Source organism: Vannielia sp. SX4 (assembly GCF_052828525.1).
This window is the reverse complement of sequence record NZ_CM128247.1, coordinates 259,996-278,997: the sequence shown is the minus strand read 5'-3', so window position 1 is coordinate 278,997 and position 19,002 is coordinate 259,996. Positions and strand designations below refer to the sequence as shown.

Annotated in this window: 19 protein-coding genes; 16 read left to right on the top strand and 3 right to left on the bottom strand. The window is 66.3% G+C overall.

The window, feature by feature from the left end:
* Positions 1-140: 140 nt before the first annotated feature.
* On the bottom strand, positions 141-1,709 hold the full coding sequence (locus ACUXVX_RS01390; RefSeq protein ID WP_446310039.1) for an ABC transporter substrate-binding protein: 1,569 nt from the start codon (positions 1,707-1,709) through the stop codon (positions 141-143).
* A 135-nt stretch (positions 1,710-1,844) separates the two neighbouring features.
* Between ACUXVX_RS01390 and ACUXVX_RS01385 the strand changes: the two genes are divergently transcribed.
* From ACUXVX_RS01385 to ACUXVX_RS01320, 14 genes are all read left to right on the top strand, one after another.
* Complete coding sequence (locus ACUXVX_RS01385) at positions 1,845-2,546, top strand: DUF1028 domain-containing protein (RefSeq protein ID WP_446310038.1); 702 nt, start codon at positions 1,845-1,847, stop codon at positions 2,544-2,546.
* Positions 2,543-3,775: a M20 family metallo-hydrolase gene (locus ACUXVX_RS01380; RefSeq protein WP_446310037.1), complete on the top strand. Its 1,233-nt coding sequence runs from the start codon at positions 2,543-2,545 to the stop codon at positions 3,773-3,775. Before ACUXVX_RS01385 ends, ACUXVX_RS01380 begins: the two co-directional genes overlap by 4 nt.
* A gap of 81 nt (positions 3,776-3,856) precedes the next feature.
* Positions 3,857-5,275, top strand: coding sequence for a circularly permuted type 2 ATP-grasp protein (locus ACUXVX_RS01375; RefSeq protein ID WP_222496220.1), 1,419 nt, complete (start codon positions 3,857-3,859; stop codon positions 5,273-5,275).
* Between the two features lie 4 nt (positions 5,276-5,279).
* Complete coding sequence (locus ACUXVX_RS01370; RefSeq protein ID WP_222471400.1) at positions 5,280-6,221, top strand: alpha-E domain-containing protein; 942 nt, start codon at positions 5,280-5,282, stop codon at positions 6,219-6,221.
* 12 nt (positions 6,222-6,233) lie between these two features.
* Positions 6,234-7,052, top strand: coding sequence for a transglutaminase family protein (locus ACUXVX_RS01365; protein ID WP_446310036.1), 819 nt, complete (start codon positions 6,234-6,236; stop codon positions 7,050-7,052).
* 1 nt (position 7,053) lies between these two features.
* Positions 7,054-7,782 (top strand): peptidase, encoded by a 729-nt coding sequence (locus ACUXVX_RS01360; RefSeq protein WP_222471402.1) that lies wholly within the window; start codon positions 7,054-7,056, stop codon positions 7,780-7,782.
* 5 nt (positions 7,783-7,787) lie between these two features.
* Entirely contained in the window at positions 7,788-8,012 is a 225-nt protein-coding gene (locus tag ACUXVX_RS01355; RefSeq protein ID WP_446310035.1) for a hypothetical protein, read from the top strand.
* Positions 8,013-8,108: 96 nt separating this feature from the next.
* Positions 8,109-9,137, top strand: a complete 1,029-nt coding sequence (locus tag ACUXVX_RS01350; protein ID WP_410000901.1) for a LacI family DNA-binding transcriptional regulator — start codon at positions 8,109-8,111, stop codon at positions 9,135-9,137.
* A gap of 4 nt (positions 9,138-9,141) precedes the next feature.
* Positions 9,142-9,873: a glycosyltransferase family 2 protein gene (locus ACUXVX_RS01345; protein ID WP_446310034.1), complete on the top strand. Its 732-nt coding sequence runs from the start codon at positions 9,142-9,144 to the stop codon at positions 9,871-9,873.
* Positions 9,866-10,171, top strand: coding sequence for a lipid-A-disaccharide synthase N-terminal domain-containing protein (locus ACUXVX_RS01340; protein ID WP_222471406.1), 306 nt, complete (start codon positions 9,866-9,868; stop codon positions 10,169-10,171). Before ACUXVX_RS01345 ends, ACUXVX_RS01340 begins: the two co-directional genes overlap by 8 nt.
* The gene (locus ACUXVX_RS01335; RefSeq protein WP_446310033.1) at positions 10,149-11,612 is read left to right on the top strand and encodes an ArnT family glycosyltransferase; all 1,464 of its coding nucleotides are present in this window, start codon (positions 10,149-10,151) and stop codon (positions 11,610-11,612) included. Before ACUXVX_RS01340 ends, ACUXVX_RS01335 begins: the two co-directional genes overlap by 23 nt.
* 105 nt (positions 11,613-11,717) lie before the next feature.
* Positions 11,718-13,853 (top strand): YjbH domain-containing protein, encoded by a 2,136-nt coding sequence (locus tag ACUXVX_RS01330; protein WP_446310032.1) that lies wholly within the window; start codon positions 11,718-11,720, stop codon positions 13,851-13,853.
* The gene (locus tag ACUXVX_RS01325) at positions 13,853-14,533 is read left to right on the top strand and encodes a YjbF family lipoprotein (RefSeq protein ID WP_446310031.1); all 681 of its coding nucleotides are present in this window, start codon (positions 13,853-13,855) and stop codon (positions 14,531-14,533) included. The genes ACUXVX_RS01330 and ACUXVX_RS01325 overlap by 1 nt, the downstream gene beginning before the upstream one ends.
* A 6-nt stretch (positions 14,534-14,539) precedes the next feature.
* Entirely contained in the window at positions 14,540-15,544 is a 1,005-nt protein-coding gene (locus ACUXVX_RS01320; RefSeq protein WP_446310030.1) for an NAD-dependent epimerase/dehydratase family protein, read from the top strand.
* Positions 15,545-15,626: 82 nt separating this feature from the next.
* Here the strand turns inward: ACUXVX_RS01320 and ACUXVX_RS01315 are convergent, their stop codons facing one another.
* Together ACUXVX_RS01315 and ACUXVX_RS01310 are read right to left on the bottom strand one after the other, a co-directional pair.
* Entirely contained in the window at positions 15,627-15,884 is a 258-nt protein-coding gene (locus ACUXVX_RS01315; RefSeq protein ID WP_222471410.1) for a hypothetical protein, read from the bottom strand.
* Positions 15,885-16,118: 234 nt separating this feature from the next.
* Positions 16,119-16,751: a CAP domain-containing protein gene (locus tag ACUXVX_RS01310; protein ID WP_446310029.1), complete on the bottom strand. Its 633-nt coding sequence runs from the start codon at positions 16,749-16,751 to the stop codon at positions 16,119-16,121.
* Between the two features lie 171 nt (positions 16,752-16,922).
* Between ACUXVX_RS01310 and ACUXVX_RS01305 the strand changes: the two genes are divergently transcribed.
* On the top strand, positions 16,923-18,275 hold the full coding sequence (locus ACUXVX_RS01305) for a UDP-glucose dehydrogenase family protein (RefSeq protein ID WP_446310028.1): 1,353 nt from the start codon (positions 16,923-16,925) through the stop codon (positions 18,273-18,275).
* 26 nt (positions 18,276-18,301) lie between these two features.
* The gene (locus ACUXVX_RS01300) at positions 18,302-18,961 is read left to right on the top strand and encodes a sugar transferase (RefSeq protein WP_446310027.1); all 660 of its coding nucleotides are present in this window, start codon (positions 18,302-18,304) and stop codon (positions 18,959-18,961) included.
* The last annotated feature ends 41 nt before the right edge of the window (positions 18,962-19,002 follow it).

Below are 19,002 nucleotides of genomic sequence, written 5' to 3'. Positions count from 1 at the left end.
GGCGCACCCTGCGTGGGGGGTGCGGCGGGCACGGGGAGGTCACACAGGTGCCCGCCGCGGTGGCCGCTCCCGGCGCCCCGGTCCTCATCGCGAGTGCGAGGAGAGCCGGGGGAAGCCGTGGAGCAGCCGGTGGTTACTCGTTACTTTTTCACCACCTTTTCGAGCTGGAGCAGGAAGGAGGGCTCCAGCGTAAAGTTTTCGACGCGGTCGTTGGTGACGGCGTTCTGCTTCCAGTTCGCGATGAAGGCCCAGGGGGCGTCGTCCTGCACGATCTCTTGCATCTGCTTGTAGAGCTCGGCGCGCTTTTCCTGATCCACGGCGGTGCGGGCCTCTTCGAGCAGGGCGTCGACCTCGGGGTTGGAGTAGTAGCCCGAGTTGAAGCCGCCCTTGTCGGGCCAGGCGTCGGTGCGCAGGGCCAGATAGGGCAGGGTGTCGGGGTCGTTGGTCATCCATGCCATTTCGGCCATGTCTGCCTTGCCCTCGAGACCCGGGTTCACGTTGCCGAGGAAGGTGTTCCACTCGTAGGTTTCGATGCTTACGTCGAGGCCCACGGCGGCGAGGTCGGCCTGGATCGCGGTGCCCATGGCGACCGGATCGAGCATGCCGGAGCCGCCTTCGGTCACGTAGAAGGTGAGCGAGGCGCCCTCGGCCCCGGCTTCGGCCAGCAGGGCCTTGGCCTTCTCAGGGTCGTAGGGATAGGGCGAGAGGCTGTCGTTATAGGCCCATGCGAAGGCGGGCGGCGTGGGGCCTGCGGCGACCTCGGCGGTGCCTTCGAGCACATCGTTGACGATGGCTTCCTTGTTGATGGCGTAGTTCACCGCCTGACGCACCTTCTTGTCGGCCAGCGGGCCTTCCTTGGCGTTCAGGATCAGGAACCAGACGTGGGGGCCTGCCTGCTCGACCACGTTGAAGCCGTCGCCCTCGAATTGGGAGAGCGCGGTGGGAGGCACCTCGACCATCATGTCGATGCCGCCGGCGATCATCTCGGCGACGCGGGTGTTGGCATCTTCGATCGGGCGGAAGACAACGGCCTGCGCCCCGGCAGGCTCGCCCCAATACTCCTCATACTTGTCGATCACCACCGCCTCGTTGGCGCGCCATTCGACGAACTTGAAAGGGCCGGTGCCGACGGGTGCGCGGCCAAAGTCGGCACCGCCTGCCTCGACGGCGGCGGGGGAGACCATGAGGCCGGTGGGGTAGGCGAGGTTGCTCAGGAAGGGCGCGTAGGGCGCGGAGAGTTTGAACTTCACGGTGGTCTCATCGACCGCCGTTGTCTCCTCGACCGAGGAGAAGAAGAAGGCCAACGGGAAGGGGCCGGTGTTGTGGAAGGGGTGATCCTCGTTGAGCATCCGGTCGAAGTTGAATTTGACCGCCTCGGCGTTGAAGGGCGTGCCGTCGTGGAAGGTGACGCCCTCGCGCAGCTTGAAGGTATATTCAGTGCCGTCCTCCGACACCTCCCAGCTTTCGGCCAGACCGGGGGCGACCTCGAGCGTGCCCGGCTTGTAGCGGGTCAGGCCCTCGTAGAGGTTCACCAGAATGCGGAAGTCGTTCACCGCGGTTACGGCGGCCGGGTCGAGCGACTTGGGTTCGGCCACCTGGCCGACGATCAGCACGCCCTCGGGTGTTTGCGCGGTGGCCGCCATCGGTGCCAGCGCGAGCGCGGCTCCGGCAGCGAGGACCGCGCGGCGGGTCCAGTTGAAGAGGGTCATTGGAGCATCTCCCTGTGGTTTTTATGGCGGCGATTCCCTTGCGGAAGCCGGGTGTTCGTGTGAGAAATTAATCATGATAAATTTGACCGGTCAATTTTTCATGATAAATTTCTTCGCAAGGAGCCCCGCGCCGATATGACTTTCTCGATTCTTGTGCAGGACGCCCAAACAAACGCCATTGCCGGTGCGGCGGCGACCGGAAGCCTCTGCGTGGGCGGCTGGGTGCTGCGGGGCCGGTGGGGCGCGGGGATGAGCGCGAGCCAAGGCGCGGCGCCCTCGACGATCTGGGGCGAGCAGGTGCTGAACGAGATGGCAGGCGGAATGAGCGCCGCCGCGGCGGTGGAGGCAGTGACCGGCCCGGATGAGGGGCGCGACTGGCGGCAGCTCTCGGCTCTGGACATGGGCGGCGCGGGAGCCTGCTTCAGCGGAAAGCGAAACACGGCGCTGGTGGCCTCGCATGTTTTCGAGGGCGGGGTGGCGGCTGGCAACATGCTGGGCAGCGCGGAGCTGCCGGAGGCGATGGCGCAGGCCTACCTCAAGGCGCAGGGCAGCCTGCCCGATCGCCTGATGGCGGCACTCTGGGCGGCGGCGAACGGCGGCAGCGACAAGCGCGGGCTGCTCTCGGCGGCGCTGCTGGTGCTGCGGCCCGATGCGGCACCGCTGACGTTGCGGGTGGATTACTCGGAGCAGCCACTGGAGGCGTTGGGTGCGCTGTTGGAGCGGGCCACGAGCGGGGATTACGGCGATTGGGCGCGACAGGTGCCAACGCTGGAGGCCCCGGAACGGGTGCTGGATGAGGCGCTGACCGGCACGCTGGTGCCGGAGCCGGAGGAATGACCGGCAGCGGAACCGATTGGGGCGCAGAGACCGCGCGGCATTTGCAGGCCTTGGCGGAGATCTCGGCGCCCGGCCCCGGCGTGACCCGCCTGCCCTACGGGCCGGAGCATCGGCAGGCGGTGGATTACCTGCGGGAGATGATGCGTGGCGCCGGGCTGGTGCCGGAGTTGGATGCCGCCGCGAGTTTGGTGGGCCGCGCAGAGGGCGGCGGGGCAGGCACCTTCTACATGGGCAGCCATCAGGACTCGGTGCCGCAGGGCGGGGCGTTTGACGGGATCGCGGGCGTGGTCTTGCCGGTGATGGCGATGCAGTTGCTGGCGGAGGAGGGCGTGGTGCTGCCCTTCGCGGTGGAGGTCATGGCATTTGCCGATGAGGAAGGGGTGCGCTTTCCGACAGCCCTCGTCGGCAGCCGGGCGGTGGCGGGCACGGTGGATATGGCGGTGCTCGACATGGTGGACCGCGACGGCGTGAGCCTTCGGGCGGCGCTGGAGGGCTTTGGCTGCGACCCGGAAGCGATTCCGCAGGTGGCGCGGGACCGGGCGCAGGCGCTGGGTTACCTCGAGGCGCATATCGAGCAGGGGCCGGTGCTTGAGGCCGAAGGCGAGGCGCTGGGCGTGGTCACGGGCATCTGCGGGATCGAGCGCCATGCGCTGACGTTCAAAGGGGAGACGGGCCATGCCGGGACGGTGCCGATGGAGGCGCGCAAGGATGCGCTGGTGGGCGCGGCGCGGGTGATTGCCGAGGTCGACCGGCTGGCGCGGGCGACGCCGGGGCTGCGGGCGACGGTCGGGCAGGTGGATGTGCGCCCGGGCGCGGTGAACGCGGTGCCGGGCGAGGTGCGGATGCCGGTGGAACTGCGCAGCGAAGACGACTCGGCGCGGGAGGAGGCGGGGCAGGCGATTGCCAGCTTCGCCAGTCGCGTGGCCGCCGATATGGGGCTGACGCTGGAAGCCCGGCGCACTTATGCCCAGCCTGCCGCGCCCTGCGACCCGCGCCTGCGGGCAGCGCTGGTCAAGGCGGTGCAGCAGGGCGGGGGCAAGGGGCTGGAGCTGACCTCCGGCGCCACCCATGACGCCAGCGCAATTGCTGATCTTTGCCCCATTTCCATGCTGTTCATCCGCTGCCGTGGCGGCGTGAGCCATAGGCCCGACGAACATGCGGAATCGGACGACCTCGGCGCTGCCGTCCGGGCCATCGCGGCCACCCTCAGGGGCTTGGCGGACGCCTAAAAAACGGGCAATCTCGGGGAGATACAGGATTCTGTGTCATTTCGCTTTGTATTGCCATCGGGGACGTGGATAATTGAAGCAATGACAAAAATCTTTGACGAGATGTGGGGGAGAGAAGACGCGCTCAGGGCGCCTTACTCCCAATTCGGGCAGTGGTTCGAGGGCGAAGACCCGGCGAGACTGCGGGCGAAACAGCGCGAAGCGGAGGAGGTTTTCCGGCTCACCGGCATCACCTTCAACGTCTATGGGCAGGCCGCCGCCGAGGAGCGGCTGATCCCCTTCGACATCGTGCCGCGGATCATCAGCGGGGCGGAGTGGAAGAAGCTCACCCGCGGCATCGAGCAACGGGTCCGCGCGATCAACGCCTTCTTGCATGACATCTATCATCGTCAGGAGATCGTCCGCGCCGGGCGGCTGCCGGTGGAGATGATCAAGAACAACGAGGCCTACCTGCCGGAGATGGTGGGCGTGACCCCGCCTGGCGGGGTTTATACCCATATCGTCGGCATCGACCTCGTGCGCACCGGCGACGACGAGTTTTACGTGCTGGAGGACAACGCCCGCACGCCGAGCGGTGTGAGCTACATGCTCGAAAACCGCGAGACCATGTACAAGATGTTCCCCGAGCTGTTCAGCCAGACGCGCGTGCAGCCGGTGAGCCAATATCCGCGCTCGCTGCTGCGCTCGCTCTCGGCCTGTGCGCCGAGCTGTGCCGAGGGCACGCCCACGGTCGCCGTGCTCACGCCGGGCAGCTACAACTCTGCCTACTTCGAGCATGCCTTCCTTGCCGATCAGATGGGTGTGGAGCTGGTCGAAGGCTCCGACCTGCGGGTTGTTGACGGGCGCGTGGCGATGCGGACGACGCAGGGCTACAAGCCGATCGACGTGATCTACCGCCGGATCGACGATGATTTCATCGACCCGCTGACCTTCAACCCCGAGAGCGCGCTGGGCGTGCCGGGGATCATGGATGTTTATCGCGCGGGCAACATCGCCATCGCCAACGCGCCGGGCACCGGCATTGCCGATGACAAGGCGATTTACAGCTACATGCCGGAGATCGTGGAGTTCTACACCGGCGAGAAAGCCATCCTCCAGAACGTGCCGACATGGCGCTGCAACGACCCGGAGAGCCTGAAATACGTGCTCGACAACCTCGACGAGTTGGTTGTGAAGGAAGTGCATGGCTCGGGCGGCTACGGCATGCTGATCGGGCCGACCGCGAGCAAGAAGGAGCTGGCCGAGTTCCGCAAGAAGCTGGAGGCGAAGCCGGGCAACTACATTGCCCAGCCCACGCTCAGCCTTTCGACCGTGCCGATCATGACCAAGGCGGGCCTTGCTCCGCGCCACGTGGACCTGCGGCCCTTCGTGCTCGTCAGCCCGGAAGGGGTGAACATCACCCCCGGCGGCCTCACTCGCGTGGCCCTGAAGAAGGGCAGCCTCGTGGTGAACTCGAGCCAGGGCGGAGGCACCAAGGACACTTGGGTGCTGGAGGACTGACGCGATGCTAGGCAAGACGGCAGGCGGGTTGTTCTGGATGTACCGCTACCTTGAGCGGGCCGAGAACATCACCCGGATGATCGAGACCGGCCAGCGCATTGCGCTCACCCGGAATCAGGAAAACGACGACGAGTGGGCGAGCGTGCTTCAGACCGCCTCGGTCGATCTCGGCTACTTTGAAAAATACGACGAGCTCAGCAAAGACACGGTCATCGACTGGATGCTGCGCGACAAGGACAACGCCTCTTCGGTGATGAGCGCGGTGGAAGCGGCGCGCAACAACGCCCGGCAGGTGCGCGGCGCGCTGACCCATGAGACTTGGGAGGCGATGAACGGCTGCTGGATGCGGCTGAAGGAGCTGCTGAAGCGCAAGGTGAACGAGCGCGACCTGCCGCAGGCGTTGGGCCTGATCCGGCAGCGCACCGCGCTGGTGCGCGGCGCGACCCACGGCACGCTGCTGCGCAACGACATCTACGATTTTGCCCGGATCGGCACCTTCCTAGAGCGGGCCGACAACACCGGCCGTATCCTTGATGTGAAATACTACGTGCTGCTGCCCTCGGCCAATGCGGTGGGCTCGCAGCTCGACAACGTGCAGTGGGAGACGATCCTGCGCTCGGTCAGCGGCGAAAGCGGCATTCGGATGGTCTATGGCCACAACCCGACCCCGCGCGACATTGCCGCCTTCCTCATTCTCGACGGGCGGATGCCGCGCAGTCTCTACTTCTGCGCCAAGAAGTTGCAGGACAACCTCGGCTACCTTGCCCATGACTACGGCGAGACTGCCACAAGCCACGACCTTGCCGTGCAACTTGGCAAACGGCTCAAGGAACGCAGCATCGATGAAATCTTCGATATCGGGCTGCACGAGTTCATCCAGGAGATCCTCATTGCGCTGGGCGAGCTCAGCCGCCAGATTGAGGTCGACTATCGGTTTTATGAATAGGCCGGACAGACAATGCGCCTGAAGATTGCCCACGAGACCCGCTACAGCTTTTCGGAGCCGGTGCGCTATGGGCTGCAACAGATGCGGAAAACGCCCAAATCCTACCGCAACCAGAAGGTTGTGAGCTGGGAGACCTCCGTGATCGGCGGCAAGAAAGAGCTGCAGTACGAGGACCAGCACCGCAACACGGTTGAACTGATTTCGATCACCCCCGGCGAGACCGAGCTGCTTTTGCGGAGCGAGGGCGAGGTGGAGCTGGAAGAGACCAACGGCGTGATCGGCCCGCATGAGAGCCTGACGCCGCTCTGGCTGTTCGACCGGCAGACCCCGCAGACCAAGCCCGGCCCGCATGTGCGGGAGCTGGCCCGCTCGCTGCACGGCCGCGAGGGGCTGGACCAGCTGCATGCGCTGATGTCGGCGGTGGCCAAGGCGGTGAAGTACACCGCGGGCGCCTCGGCCTCGGACTGGAGCGCGGAAAAGGTGATGGAGGCTGGCAAGGGCGTGTGCTCGGATCAGGCCCATGTGTTCATCTCCGCCGCGCGGCTGCTCGGCCATCCGGCGCGCTACGTTTCGGGCTACCTGATGCTGGACGACCGCCAGAGCCAGGAGGCGATGCACGGCTGGGCCGAGGCCCATGTGGACGCGCTGGGCTGGGTTGGCTTTGACGTGAGCAACGATCAGTCGCCCGACACACGCTACGTTCGCGTTGCGACAGGGCTGGACTATGCGGGCGCTGCGCCGGTAACTGGAACGCGCACCGGTGGCGAGGAAGAATCCCTCTCCGTCGCCATAGAGGTGGCGCAACAGATGAGCCAGAGCCAAGAACAGTAACATGACCTATTGCGTCGGAATGAAGCTCGATCGCGGGCTCGTTTTCATGTCTGACACCCGGACCAATGCGGGCGTCGATAACATCAGCGTTTTCAAGAAGATGCACTCGTGGGAGGTGCCCGGCGAGCGGGTGATCACCCTGATGAGCGCGGGCAATCTGGCGACGACGCAGGCGGTGGTTTCGATCCTCGAGGAGCGGACCAAGGCGCAGAGCGAGCGGAACCCCTCGCTGCTGGAGGCGCCCAGCATGTTCCAGGTCGCCCGGATGGTGGCCAAGGTGCTGAAGGATGTGATCGCCGAGCATGAGCAGGCAGGCCAGCAGGCCGCCGCCTTTGGCGCGACGCTGATCCTTGGTGGCCAGATCGATGGCACCGCGCCTCGGCTGTTCCTGATCTACCCGGAAGGCAACTTTATCGAAGCGGGGGACGACACGCCGTTCTTCCAGATCGGGGAGACCAAATATGGCCGCCCGATCCTTGTGCGCGCCTACCGCCCGGAGATGAGCTTTGCCGAGGCGGTGAAGCTGCTGATGGTGAGCTTCGACTCCACGGTGAAGGCCAACCTGACGGTCGGCCTGCCGTTCGATGTGCAGTTCTACGAAGAGGGCAGCCTGACGCTGGGCTACCAGAGCCGGATCGAGGCCGATGATGCCGATTTCCAGCGCATCTCCAGCGGCTGGGGCGAGGCCCTGACCGCCGCGCTCGACAGCCTGCCGGACATCGAGCTTTAGGGCAGGTGACTGCCCTGCAGCCCTTTACCCGCGAGGAGCTGGAGCCCCGGCTGCGCCGGTTGGTGAACGCGGAGGTGCCGGAGGCGGAGGAGGAGGCCTATGTGGCCGAACTTTCCGCCCGCATCATCGACCCGCAATGGCTGGATTACCTCTATGCGAAGGAGTGGGAGCATCTGACGCTGGAAGAGGCTTGCGACAAGATCCTGAGCTATCGCGCCATCCGGCTGTGACACGGCAACCGCTTGGACAGGCGTTCATAAGGCGGTAAGCAGGGAGAAAGACCCGTTGAAAGGCCCGCTCCGTTGAACCAGGACGCTCCCAAGCCCATCCCGCCGCGCCGCCCATTGACGCTCCGAGACGTTTCGGAGGCGTCGGGTGTCAGCGAAATGACGGTGAGCCGGGTGTTGCGGAACCGGGGTGATGTGAGCCAGGCCACGCGGGAAAAGGTGCTCGCCGCTGCCAAACGGCTTGGATATGTGCCCAACAAGATCGCGGGGGCGCTGGCCTCGAGCCGGGTGAACCTTGTGGCGGTGGTGATCCCCTCGCTGAGCAACATGGTCTTTCCCGAGGTGCTAACGGGCATCGGTGCGGTGCTGGACGACACCGACCTTCAGCCGGTGGTTGGCGTGACCCATTACAAGCCCGAGCGCGCCGAGAAGGTGCTGTACGAGATGCTCTCGTGGCGGCCCTCGGGCGTGATCGTGGCCGGGCTGGAACACACCGATGCGGCCCGCGCGATGCTGGCGAACGCCGGCTGTCCGGTGGTGGAGATCATGGACGTGGACGGCGAGCCGATCGACTCTATGGTGGGCATCAGCCATCGCCGCGCGGGGCGGATGATGGCCGAGGCGATTGCAGGGGCGGGCTACAAGAACATCGGATTTGCGGGCACCAAGATGCCGCTGGATCACCGGGCGCGAAAGCGGTTCGAGGGGTTCACCACGGCGCTCGCCCGCGCCGGGCTGGAGGTGCGGGACCGGGAGTTTTATGCGGGTGGCAGCGGCCTCGCCAAGGGGCGCGAGATGACGGCGGCCATGCTGGAGCGCACGCCGGAGCTGGATTTTATCTATTATTCCAACGACATGATCGGCGCGGGCGGGATGCTGCATTGCCTGACGGCGGGCATCGACATCCCCGGCGAGCTGGGGCTTGCAGGCTTCAACGCGCTGGAGATGCTGGCCGCCTTCCCGCAAAAGCTGGCGACGATGGATGCCTGCCGCCGAGAGATTGGCGAGGCGGCGGCGCGGATCGTGGCGGAGCGCACGGCGAGCGGCGATCTGGCGGGCGAGGGCGGCGGCACGGTGACCGAGCTGGAGCCGGTGCTGGCGCTGGGCGACACGCTGGCGCGGGGCTGAGCGCATGTCTCCCAAGGTTTCGGTGGTGATCCCGATGATGAACGAGGCGGAGAACGCGGCGCCGCTGATCGGCCGGATCGTGACTGCCTGCGCGGATGTCGAGTTCGAGGTGGTGGCGGTGAACGACGGCTCCACCGATGCGACGGGCGATGAGCTTCTCAAGCTGGCGCGGGAGGATGCCCGCATTCGGGTGCTGCAACACCCCAGGCCCGCCGGGCAGAGTGCGGCGGTGCATTCGGGCGTGCGGGCGGCGCGGGGCGCGGTTTGCGTGACGCTGGATGGCGATGGGCAGAACCCGCCGGAGGAGCTGCCCAAGCTCTACGGCCCGCTGCTGGCCGACACCACGGGCAAGCTGGGCCTCGTTGCGGGCCAGCGGGTGGACCGGCAGGACACCGCCAGCAAGCGCTGGGCGAGCAAGTTTGCCAATGGTCTGCGCGCCCGCATCCTAAAGGATGGCACGCGCGACACCGGCTGCGGGCTCAAGGGCTTTCGCCGAGATGCCTTTTTGGCCCTGCCGTTCTTCAACCACATGCACCGCTACCTGCCTGCGCTGATGCGGCGGGACGGCTGGGAGATCGCCCATGTGGACGTGAGCCATGCCGAGCGGGCTGCGGGGCGGAGCAAATACACCAATTTCGGCCGGGCGCTGGTGGGAGTTTATGACCTGATCGGCGTGGCTTGGCTGATCAAGCGGCGCAAGACGCAGAACCCCACGGAGATCACGCCGGATGGCTGAGTGGCTCTTCAACATCCTGCATGTCGAGACGTGGGTTGAGTTCTGGTGGGTGATCATCGGGCTGGGCGGGCAGCTGATGTTCACCGCCCGGTTTCTGGTGCAGTGGATCGCCTCGGAGCGGGCCCGCCGGTCGGTGGTGCCGCTGGCGTTCTGGTACTTTTCGATCTTCGGCGGGCTGATCTTGCTGGCCTATGCACTTTATCGGAAGGACCCGGTGTTCGTGCTGGGGCAGGCGATGGGGCTCTTCATCTATGTTCGCAATCTCTACCTGATCCATGTCAGCAAGCGCGAAGCCTGACGGCGCGGGCTGGTTTGGCCCTGCGTTTGCGGTGGTGGCGGCGTTGGTGGTGTTTCGCCTCGCGCTGCTGCCCTTTGCGCAGGCCGAGATCTTTGTGGATGAGGCGCAATACTGGCTCTGGGGGCAGGAGCTGGCCTTTGGCTACTATTCCAAGCCGCCGATGATTGGCTGGCTGCTGCGGGCGGTCACCGACCTGGCGGGCAGCGATGCGGCCTTCTGGCTCCGCGCCCCGGCGGCGGTTCTGCACGGGATCACCGCGCTGCTGCTGGCCGGGCTGGCGGCGGAACTGGCCGACAGGCGCACGGCGATCCTCGTGGCGGCGAGTTACATCACCCTGCCGCTGGTCGCGGTGGGCAGCTTTTTGATCAGCACCGACACGGTGATGTTCCCCTTTCTTGCAGGCGCTCTCTGGGCGTGGGTGCGGGTGATCCGCGAGCAGAGCCGCGTGGCGGCGGTGGTGGCCGGGGCCTGCGTGGGGCTGGCGGTGATGAGCAAATACGCGGGCATCTACTACGTGCTTTGCGCCGGGTTGGCGGCGCTGTGCGTACCCTCGGCGCGGGTGCGCTGGGGTGATGCGGTGGCGGCGCTGGTGGCGCTGCTGATCGTGATCTCGCCCAACGTGATCTGGAACATTCAGAATGGGCTCTCGACCCTCGAGCACACGATGGACAATGCCGATTGGGTGCGCGACCCGGGCAAACGGGCGGGCCTGAACTGGGCGTCGCTGGCGGAGTTTGCCGGGGCGCAAATCGTGGTGTTCGGGCCGGTGCTGCTGGCGGGGCTGCTGTGGTCGGCGGTGCGGCGGCGGAGCGCGATGCTGCTGTGGTTCTCCCTGCCGATCCTTGCGCTGGTCTGCGGGCAGGCGCTGCTTTCGAAGGCCTATGCCAACTGGGCGGCCGCGGCCTATCTGGCGGGCACCATTGCCGCCGTGATCGTGGTACGCGGCTGGGGCCGCTGGGCGATGGGGGCGAGCCTTGCGCTGGGCACGGGTTTTGCTGTGGTGCTGGTGGGCGCAACCGTCTTTGCCGCCTCGCTGCGGCTGGGCGACGGGCCGTTGCTGATGGAGCGCTATCTGGGCCGGATCGAGATGAGCGCCGAGATCGCCGCGCGGGCGGAGACGGCGGGGGTGACGACCATCGTGGCCGACGACCGCGACGTGCTGGCCGACCTCTTCTACCGCATCCGGGGCCGGGGCGTGGAGGGGCAGATCATTGGGTTGGAGGCCTATGCTCGCCCTGAACTGGGCCGCCCGCCAAACCACTATGTGCAGAGCCATGCGTGGCCGGGCGGCGCAGGCGAGCTGCTTTATGTGACCCGCCGCGCAGACCCGCCGATCTGCGAGGGGGCCGAGGCGCTGGAGCCGATCATCCCCCGGGAGGGGGCCTTTCGGCGGCGGCCGCAGCAGGTCTGGCGGGTGCCGGGCGACTGCTGGGGCCAATGACGGGCGATGTAGAACGGCGACAATCCTCCACTTTGTGAGCGGAGGGCTTTTGCGGTGACGTGCCGTTGCTATAGTCGGGTGCCGACAGGATGCGAGGGGCGAGCCGTGGCACGGATCAAGAGTTGGGCGGGTGTGAGTGCTGTGGCGCTGGTAGCGGGCCTCGTGGCGGGAGCCGGGCCGCGGGCCACCAAGGCCGACCCCCAGATCACCGACAGCCTGACGCTTTTCGGGACGCCCGGCATCCTCTCGATGCCCTCTGCGGAGGCGCTGGAGGATGGGCAGATCTCGGCCACGCTCACTTCGATGGGCGGGCAGACGCGGGCGAGCTTCTCATTTCAGCTTGCGCCGCGGATCACCGGCAGCTTCCGCTACTCGCGCATCGAAGACTATTACATGGACGGCGAGCCGCTCTCCGACCGGAGCTTTGACCTGAAGTTTCAGGTGCTTCAGGAGCAGCCTGGAAAGTGGTGGCCGGCGGTGGCGGTTGGCTTTCAGGACTTTTTGGGCAGCGGGATTTACAGCGGCGAATACATCGTGGCGACCAAGACGGTTTCGCCGCGACTGCGGTTCAGCGCCGGGCTCGGCTGGGGCGGGCTGGCGCGCTATGGGGTGATCGGCAGCGCGGGCGAGCGCGAGCCTTACATCCCCGGCGATGAAGGCGGCACGGTGAACGCCAGCAGCTGGTTTCAGGGCGATGTGGCGGCCTTTGGCGGCCTCGCCTTTCAGGCCAGCGACAGGCTGACGCTGAAGGCCGAATACTCCACGGCGGGCTATGTGGACGAGGCGGGCGACGACCTGATCGACCGCAAGAGCCCGTGGAACTTTGGCCTCGATTACAAGATCCGCGAGAACGCGCATTTGCAGGCGGCCTATATCGGCGGCTCTGAGGTGGCGGTGCAGCTCAGCTTCAGCACCAACCCGCGCAAGCCTGCGGTGGGGCCGGGCAACGAGACCGCGCCGTTGCCGGTGGCCGGGCGCCCTGCCCGCCGGTCGGACCCCGGCGCGTGGGACACCGCCTGGGCGAGTGATCCGGCGACCAAGCCCGGCCTGCGCCGGGTGCTGGGCAATGCGATGGCCAAGGAAGGGCTGATCCTCGAGGCGATGGCCTATAGTGGGCGGAGTATCGAGCTGCGTTATCGCAACACCCGCTACATTGCCGAGCCGCAGGCGATGGGGCGTATCTCGCGCATTCTGACCCGCGCCCTGCCCGCCTCGGTCGAGACCTTCAGCCTCGTTCCGGTGCAAAACGGGGTGCCGGGCGCTCGGGTGACGCTCCGGCGCAGCGACCTTGAGGCATTTGAGCACGCGGGTTCGGCCCCGGTGCTGGCCGCAGCGCAGATCACCGATACCGCCGCTGCGCCCGATCCGGCGGGGCTGGAGTATCTGCCCGGGCAGTATCCGCGGTTCACGTGGTCTCTCTCGCCCTATGTGGCACTTACGGCCTTTGATCCTGAAAGCCCCCTGCGCGGCGACGTGGGCCTGCGGCTCTCGGGCCGGTATGACCTTGCGCCGGGCTGGGTGCTTGAGGGCGCGATCACCAAGAAGGTGTTCGGCAATGGGGGCGAGGATGAGAACCCCTCGACCTCGGTGCTGCCGCATGTTCGTTCGGATGCGGCGCTCTATGCTGCCGAGGGCGACCCGGCGATCGAGCGGCTGACGCTGGCCTACTATGGCCGCCCCGGCCCCAACCTCTACAGCCGCCTCACGGTGGGCATGCTGGAATCGATGTTTGGCGGGGTTTCGGGCGAGCTGCTGTGGAAGCCGGTCGACAGCCGCCTTGCGCTGGGCGGCGAGCTGAACTGGGTGAAGCAGCGGGACTATGACCAGCTCTTCAGCTTCCGCGAATACGAAGTCGTGACCGGCCATGTCTCGGCCTACTACGACTTTGGCAACGGCTATCACGGCACGCTTGATGTGGGCCGCTACCTTGCGGGCGACTGGGGCGCGACCGTGGCGCTGGACCGGGAGTTCGACAACGGCTGGCGGATCGGGGCCTATGCCACGGTCACCGATGTTTCGGCGGAGGACTTTGGCGAAGGCTCCTTTGACAAGGGCATCCGGGTGACCGTGCCTTACAGCTTCTTTACCGGGCAGCCGAGCAAGAAGACCGCGGGCACCACGCTACGCTCGCTGGCGCGGGACGGGGGCGCAAAGCTCTCGGTCAACGGGAGGCTCTATGACACGGTGCGCGACACCCATCGCCCTGAGCTGGAAGACCGGTGGGGGCGGTTCTGGAGATGATGCGGAAGATGCGTTGGATCGGGGCGCTGGCCGCCCTTGCGGTGATGGCCGGGTGCAGCAACGACCCGGCACGGCAAGGGCCGGGGCTGTTGCAGATGGCGGTGCAGAGCGTGACCGCCAAGCGCGGCAAGCCGCAGGAGGTGACCCCGGCGCAGGTGGCCGCGCTGATCCCGGTGGCACTGCAGCGCATCCGCGGCTCGGCGATCATGATTTTGCTGCGCGACAACACCCAGCTGGCCGCGCTCGGCGAGCAGGAGACGCGCGGGCCGTGGCGGACCTATCTGACCACCGAGGGCCAGACGCTAGTGCTGCGGCGCGGGATGCTGGCGGAGACGCGAGGTGTTGGGTTTGACCTGATGTCCTCGGAGATCACCCAGAGCACCGCGCTCGTCACCGGCCGACGCGCCGGGCAGGCGGTGCGGGTGATGCGCTGGCTCAATGGCGAGAACGACGAAGTCCCGACCCGGTTCGACTGCCGGATCAGCCGCGACAAGGCCGAGCCGATCCAGACTGCGACGGCGGGCACGGTGGGCGCGGTGCGGATGGTGGAAATCTGCCGTGGCGGCGGCCAAACCTTTACCAACATCTACCAGGTCGCCGGGGATGGCACGATCTGGAACTCGCGCCAGTGGATGGGGCCGGAGATCGGCTACATCGCGATTCAACTCCTGCGCAGGTAACGCCCGATGACCCGCACCGCGCTCGTGACCGGTTCCGCCGGGTTCATCGGCTCTCATATCTCGCGCCGTTTGCTGGACGATGGCTTCCGGGTCATCGGGCTGGATGCGATGACCGATTACTACGACGTGAGCCTCAAGCAGCGGCGGCAGCAGCGGCTGATGCAGAGCGAGGGGTTCAGCGCGGTAGAGGCCCGGCTGGAGGAGCCGGGGCGGCTGGAGGAGTTGCTGGAGGAGCACGCGCCCGAGATCGTGATTCACCTCGCCGCGCAGGCGGGGGTGCGCTACTCGATCGACGCGCCGGAGAGCTACGTGGAGGCCAACCTGATTGGCACCTTCCGCTTGCTGGAGGCTGCCCGTGCCCACCCGCCCAAGCATATGCTGATGGCCTCGACTTCCAGCGTTTATGGCGCGAACGAGAAGATGCCCTATGCCGAGACGGACCGGGTGGCGCATCAGATGAGCTTCTATGCCGCGACCAAGGCTGCCAACGAGGCGATGGCACACAGCTACGCCCATCTTTACGGCCTGCCGATCACGATGTTCCGCTTTTTCACGGTCTATGGCCCGTGGGGGCGGCCCGATATGGCGCTCTTCAAGTTCGTGAAGGCGATTCGCGCCGGGGAGCCGATTGACGTGTACAACCACGGCAAAATGCGCCGGGATTTTACCTATATCGACGACCTGGTGGAGGGCATCCGGCGGCTTGTGGATGTGGCGCCCGAGCGCGGTGCGCCGGTGGGCGAGGCCGACAGCCTTTCACCCGTGGCGCCGTGGCGGGTGGTGAACATCGGCAATGCCGCGCCGGTGGAACTGGGCACCTTCATCGAGGCCATCGAAGCGGCGCTGGGCGAGACCGCGCAGAAGAACATGATGGAGATGCAGCCCGGCGACGTGCCTGCCACATGGGCCGATACCACGCTGCTTACCGAGCTCGTGGGCCCGCTGCCGCAGACCGATATCACGCAGGGCGTGCGGGCCTTCGTGGAGTGGTACGACAGGCATTATAACTAAATTTCAGGGGCTTACCCGGAAACAGAAAACGCCCGCCGGGTCTCCCCGACGGGCGTCTGAATTCTTGGCCGTTGGCCTGACCTCAGTTTTGCACAGCCTGGGTCGGCTCTTCGGCGGTGTCGTCGTCGGAGCCGGCGAGGGCGCCGATGACGGCCAGAGCCAGAACGCCGCCGATGATCGGGCCGGCGTTGGCGCCGCCGAGCGACGGGCCGCTGGACGCCGAGCTGCCGCTCTCTTCAACGAAGACTTCGCCTTCGAGATCGGGCTCTTCGAAGCCGCCAGCGAAGGCGGAAGTGGCCAGCGCGGAGGCGAAGGCGGCGGTGGTGAGAATCTTGAACATGTCTGGCTCCGTTACGCGAAAACTTTCACAGCCATTATTGTTATCAGGGCGTTAACCGTAAAGCGGCAGATGACGTTTTCCGGCGCAATCGGCGGGAATCTTCGTATGACCTTAAGTCATCCTAGGGGTGTGGGCCCGAAAATCGTTTGAAAACAGAGGGGTTGGACGGCCCTGCACGGGCCGGTCCGACACGGATTTGTGGCGGAATCGTCACGCTGCCCGTGGTGGGGCGTTTCAGCCCGCGAAGTTCTGAGTGATGAACAGCGATCCGCAGGCGCGACCACGGGGGTCGTGCGCAACCGCCGTGGCGGCCATGTTGTACTTGCGCCCGAGGATGTTGACCCGGTGGCTGGGCGAGTTCATCCAGAGCGTGACGGTGTAGCGGGCGAGCGAGGCATAGCTGTGCCGCCCGATGCGTTTGCCCGCAGGGGTGGCGAACTGGCATGCGGAGGCATTGACGATCCGGTAGCCGGTGCTGCCCTCGACCTGATAGAGCGCCACGCGCGCGATGTTCTCGGAGCCACGGCGGATTTTGAGGCCGGAGGCGAGGATGCGGGCCTTCACCGTGGCGCGGCCGGGGCGGGTGGATTTGTGGCTGAGCTTGCTGTTGCGGGCCATCCACTTGGCGTGACCAAGGGCGGCGTTGCGCAGCGCGGGTGCATCGGCCAGCGGAGACAGCCCCTTGCGGCAGCGTTGGTAGTTCACTTCAACGGCGATGGCGGCATCCAGCAGTGGCTGGTTCAGCCGGGCCGGGTCGATCGCTACGTTGGCGCCGGAAACCGCACCACGGGTGCAGGCGCTGGCGGATGTGGACAGGCTCGCCACTGTCATCACGGCCCCGAGGGCCAGGCGAAGTGCCTTCTGCATTGGTTACCTCAAGCATCTGGCCCCCACCATCTGCTTTGAGTGCAGACAATCCCCCCGAGACGGCCAGAATAAGGCGCCAATTGGGAAACACCGTTGCACAGGTTGCTTTTGAGCGCCGCTGCCGCCATTCAGGGGCGGCAGAACCGCAAGGCGCATAAGGATGGGCGGACGATGAAGATTGCGATGATCGGCACGGGCTACGTGGGCTTGGTCTCGGGGGTATGTTTCTCGGATTTCGGGCATGAGGTCGTTTGCGTCGACAAAAACCCCGAAAAGGTGGCGCAGCTGAACCGGGGCGAGGTGCCGATCTACGAACCGGGGCTGGACGTGCTGATGGCGAAGAACGTGGCCGCCGGGCGCCTGACCTTCACCGAGGATCTCGCGCCTGCGGTGGCCGGGGCCGATGCCGTGTTTATCGCCGTGGGCACACCGACCCGCCGGGGCGATGGCCATGCTGACCTGACCTATGTATTCGCCGCTGCCGAGGAGATCGCCCAGTCGCTCGACGGGTTCACCGTGGTTGTCACCAAGTCCACCGTTCCGGTCGGCACCAACCGCAAGGTTTACGAGATCATCGCCAAGACCTGTGAGGAGGGCAGCTTTGATGTGGCCTCCAACCCCGAGTTCCTCCGCGAGGGCGCCGCGATTGACGATTTCATGCGGCCGGACCGGGTTGTCGTGGGCGTCGAGACGGAGCCGGCCCAAGAGGTGATGGGCGATATCTACCGCCCGCTATTCCTGCGTGATTTTCCGATCGTCTACACCGATCTGGAGTCTGCCGAGATGATCAAATACGCGGCCAACGCCTTTCTGGCGACGAAGATCACCTTCATCAACGAGATCGCCATGCTCTGCGAGCGGGTGGGCGCGGATATCAAGGCGGTCTCCAAGGGGATGGGTCTCGACGGGCGGATCGGAAACAAGTTTCTCCACGCCGGGCCGGGCTATGGCGGCTCGTGCTTTCCGAAAGACACCAAGGCGCTGGCCCGGATCGGGCAGGACCATGCGGTGCCGCTTGAGATTACCGAGGCGGTCATTGCCGTGAACGAGGACATGAAGCGCCGGATGGTCGAGAAGCTGCGCGACCTCTGTGACGGCTCGTTCAACGGCAAGGTCGTGGCGGTGCTGGGCGTGACCTTCAAGCCCAACACCGATGACATGCGCGAGGCGCCGAGCCTCACGATTGTGCCCGCGCTGGTGGGCGGCGGGGCCGAGGTGCGCGTGGTGGACCCGCAGGGCCGCCGCGAGGGTGAGGCGCTGCTGCCCGGCGTGACGTGGGAGGAAGACCCCTATGCCGCCGCCAAAGGCGCGGATGTGCTGGTGCTGCTGACCGAGTGGAACGAGTTCCGCGCGCTGGATCTGACCCGGATGGCCGGCGAGATGCGCGGCGCCCGCATGGCGGACTTGCGCAACATCTACTCGCGCGACGATGCCCGCTCTGCCGGGTTCGAGGCCTACGTTTGCGTTGGCCGCCCGGATGCCACGGCGCTGCAGGGCGAGCCGGGCGTCGCCGCGGCGGGCTGACACCGGGCCGGGCGGGAGACCTCGGGGTGACACCCTCAAAGCGGATCTTCGATGTGGCACTCGCGGTGCTGCTGCTGGTGCCGGGTTTGCCGGTGATGGCCGTGCTTTGGTGCGTGATCGCCCTGCGCGACGGGCGGCCTGCGCTTTACACCTCGGAACGGATGAAGGCGCCGGGCGTGCCGTTTGACCTTTACAAGTTCCGCACCATGCGCAAGGGCTCGGGTGAGGCCGAGGTGGGCGTGTCGGGCGGGGACAAGGCCGACAGGATCACCCCACTGGGCCGGACCCTGCGCCGCCTCCGGCTCGATGAGCTGCCGCAACTCTTCAATGTGCTGAAGGGCGACATGAGCTTTGTCGGCCCGCGCCCGCCGATGCGGCAATACGTGGAGCAGTTTCCGGCGATCTACGGCGAGGTGCTGAAAAGCCGCCCGGGAATCACCGGGCTGGCGACGATCATGCACCACAGCCACGAGGAGCGGTTGCTGAAGCACAGCCGCTCGGCGGAGGAGACAGAAGAGACTTACGTGCGGCTCTGCGTGCCCCGGAAAGCGGCCATCGACAGGCTCTACACCGCTCGCCGGAGCCTCTGCCTTGATCTCTACATTCTCTATCTCACCGCCGGAAAGCTGGCGCCCCTGCCCGGCGCCCGCCTGAACCGCCTGCGGGCCAAGGCGGCGCGGGTCTGAGCCCTTTTTCGGCGTTTCCACAGCATGGTTAACCCTTTGGT

Excerpts from the sequence above, each read along its gene's own strand:
- ACUXVX_RS01360 (WP_222471402.1), top strand. The coding sequence starts at position 7,054 with ATGACCTATTGCGTCGGAATGAAGCTCGATCGCGGGCTCGTTTTCATG.
- ACUXVX_RS01340 (WP_222471406.1), top strand. The coding sequence starts at position 9,866 with ATGGCTGAGTGGCTCTTCAACATCCTGCATGTCGAGACGTGGGTTGAG.
- ACUXVX_RS01375 (WP_222496220.1), top strand. The coding sequence starts at position 3,857 with ATGACAAAAATCTTTGACGAGATGTGGGGGAGAGAAGACGCGCTCAGG.
- ACUXVX_RS01310 (WP_446310029.1), bottom strand. The coding sequence starts at position 16,751 with ATGCAGAAGGCACTTCGCCTGGCCCTCGGGGCCGTGATGACAGTGGCG.
- ACUXVX_RS01320 (WP_446310030.1), top strand. The coding sequence starts at position 14,540 with ATGACCCGCACCGCGCTCGTGACCGGTTCCGCCGGGTTCATCGGCTCT.
- ACUXVX_RS01335 (WP_446310033.1), top strand. The coding sequence starts at position 10,149 with ATGTCAGCAAGCGCGAAGCCTGACGGCGCGGGCTGGTTTGGCCCTGCG.
- ACUXVX_RS01380 (WP_446310037.1), top strand. The coding sequence starts at position 2,543 with ATGACCGGCAGCGGAACCGATTGGGGCGCAGAGACCGCGCGGCATTTG.
- ACUXVX_RS01390 (WP_446310039.1), bottom strand. The coding sequence starts at position 1,709 with ATGACCCTCTTCAACTGGACCCGCCGCGCGGTCCTCGCTGCCGGAGCC.
- ACUXVX_RS01345 (WP_446310034.1), top strand. The coding sequence starts at position 9,142 with ATGTCTCCCAAGGTTTCGGTGGTGATCCCGATGATGAACGAGGCGGAG.
- ACUXVX_RS01365 (WP_446310036.1), top strand. The coding sequence starts at position 6,234 with ATGCGCCTGAAGATTGCCCACGAGACCCGCTACAGCTTTTCGGAGCCG.
- ACUXVX_RS01305 (WP_446310028.1), top strand. The coding sequence starts at position 16,923 with ATGAAGATTGCGATGATCGGCACGGGCTACGTGGGCTTGGTCTCGGGG.
- ACUXVX_RS01385 (WP_446310038.1), top strand. The coding sequence starts at position 1,845 with ATGACTTTCTCGATTCTTGTGCAGGACGCCCAAACAAACGCCATTGCC.
- ACUXVX_RS01325 (WP_446310031.1), top strand. The coding sequence starts at position 13,853 with ATGCGGAAGATGCGTTGGATCGGGGCGCTGGCCGCCCTTGCGGTGATG.
- ACUXVX_RS01315 (WP_222471410.1), bottom strand. The coding sequence starts at position 15,884 with ATGTTCAAGATTCTCACCACCGCCGCCTTCGCCTCCGCGCTGGCCACT.
- ACUXVX_RS01370 (WP_222471400.1), top strand. The coding sequence starts at position 5,280 with ATGCTAGGCAAGACGGCAGGCGGGTTGTTCTGGATGTACCGCTACCTT.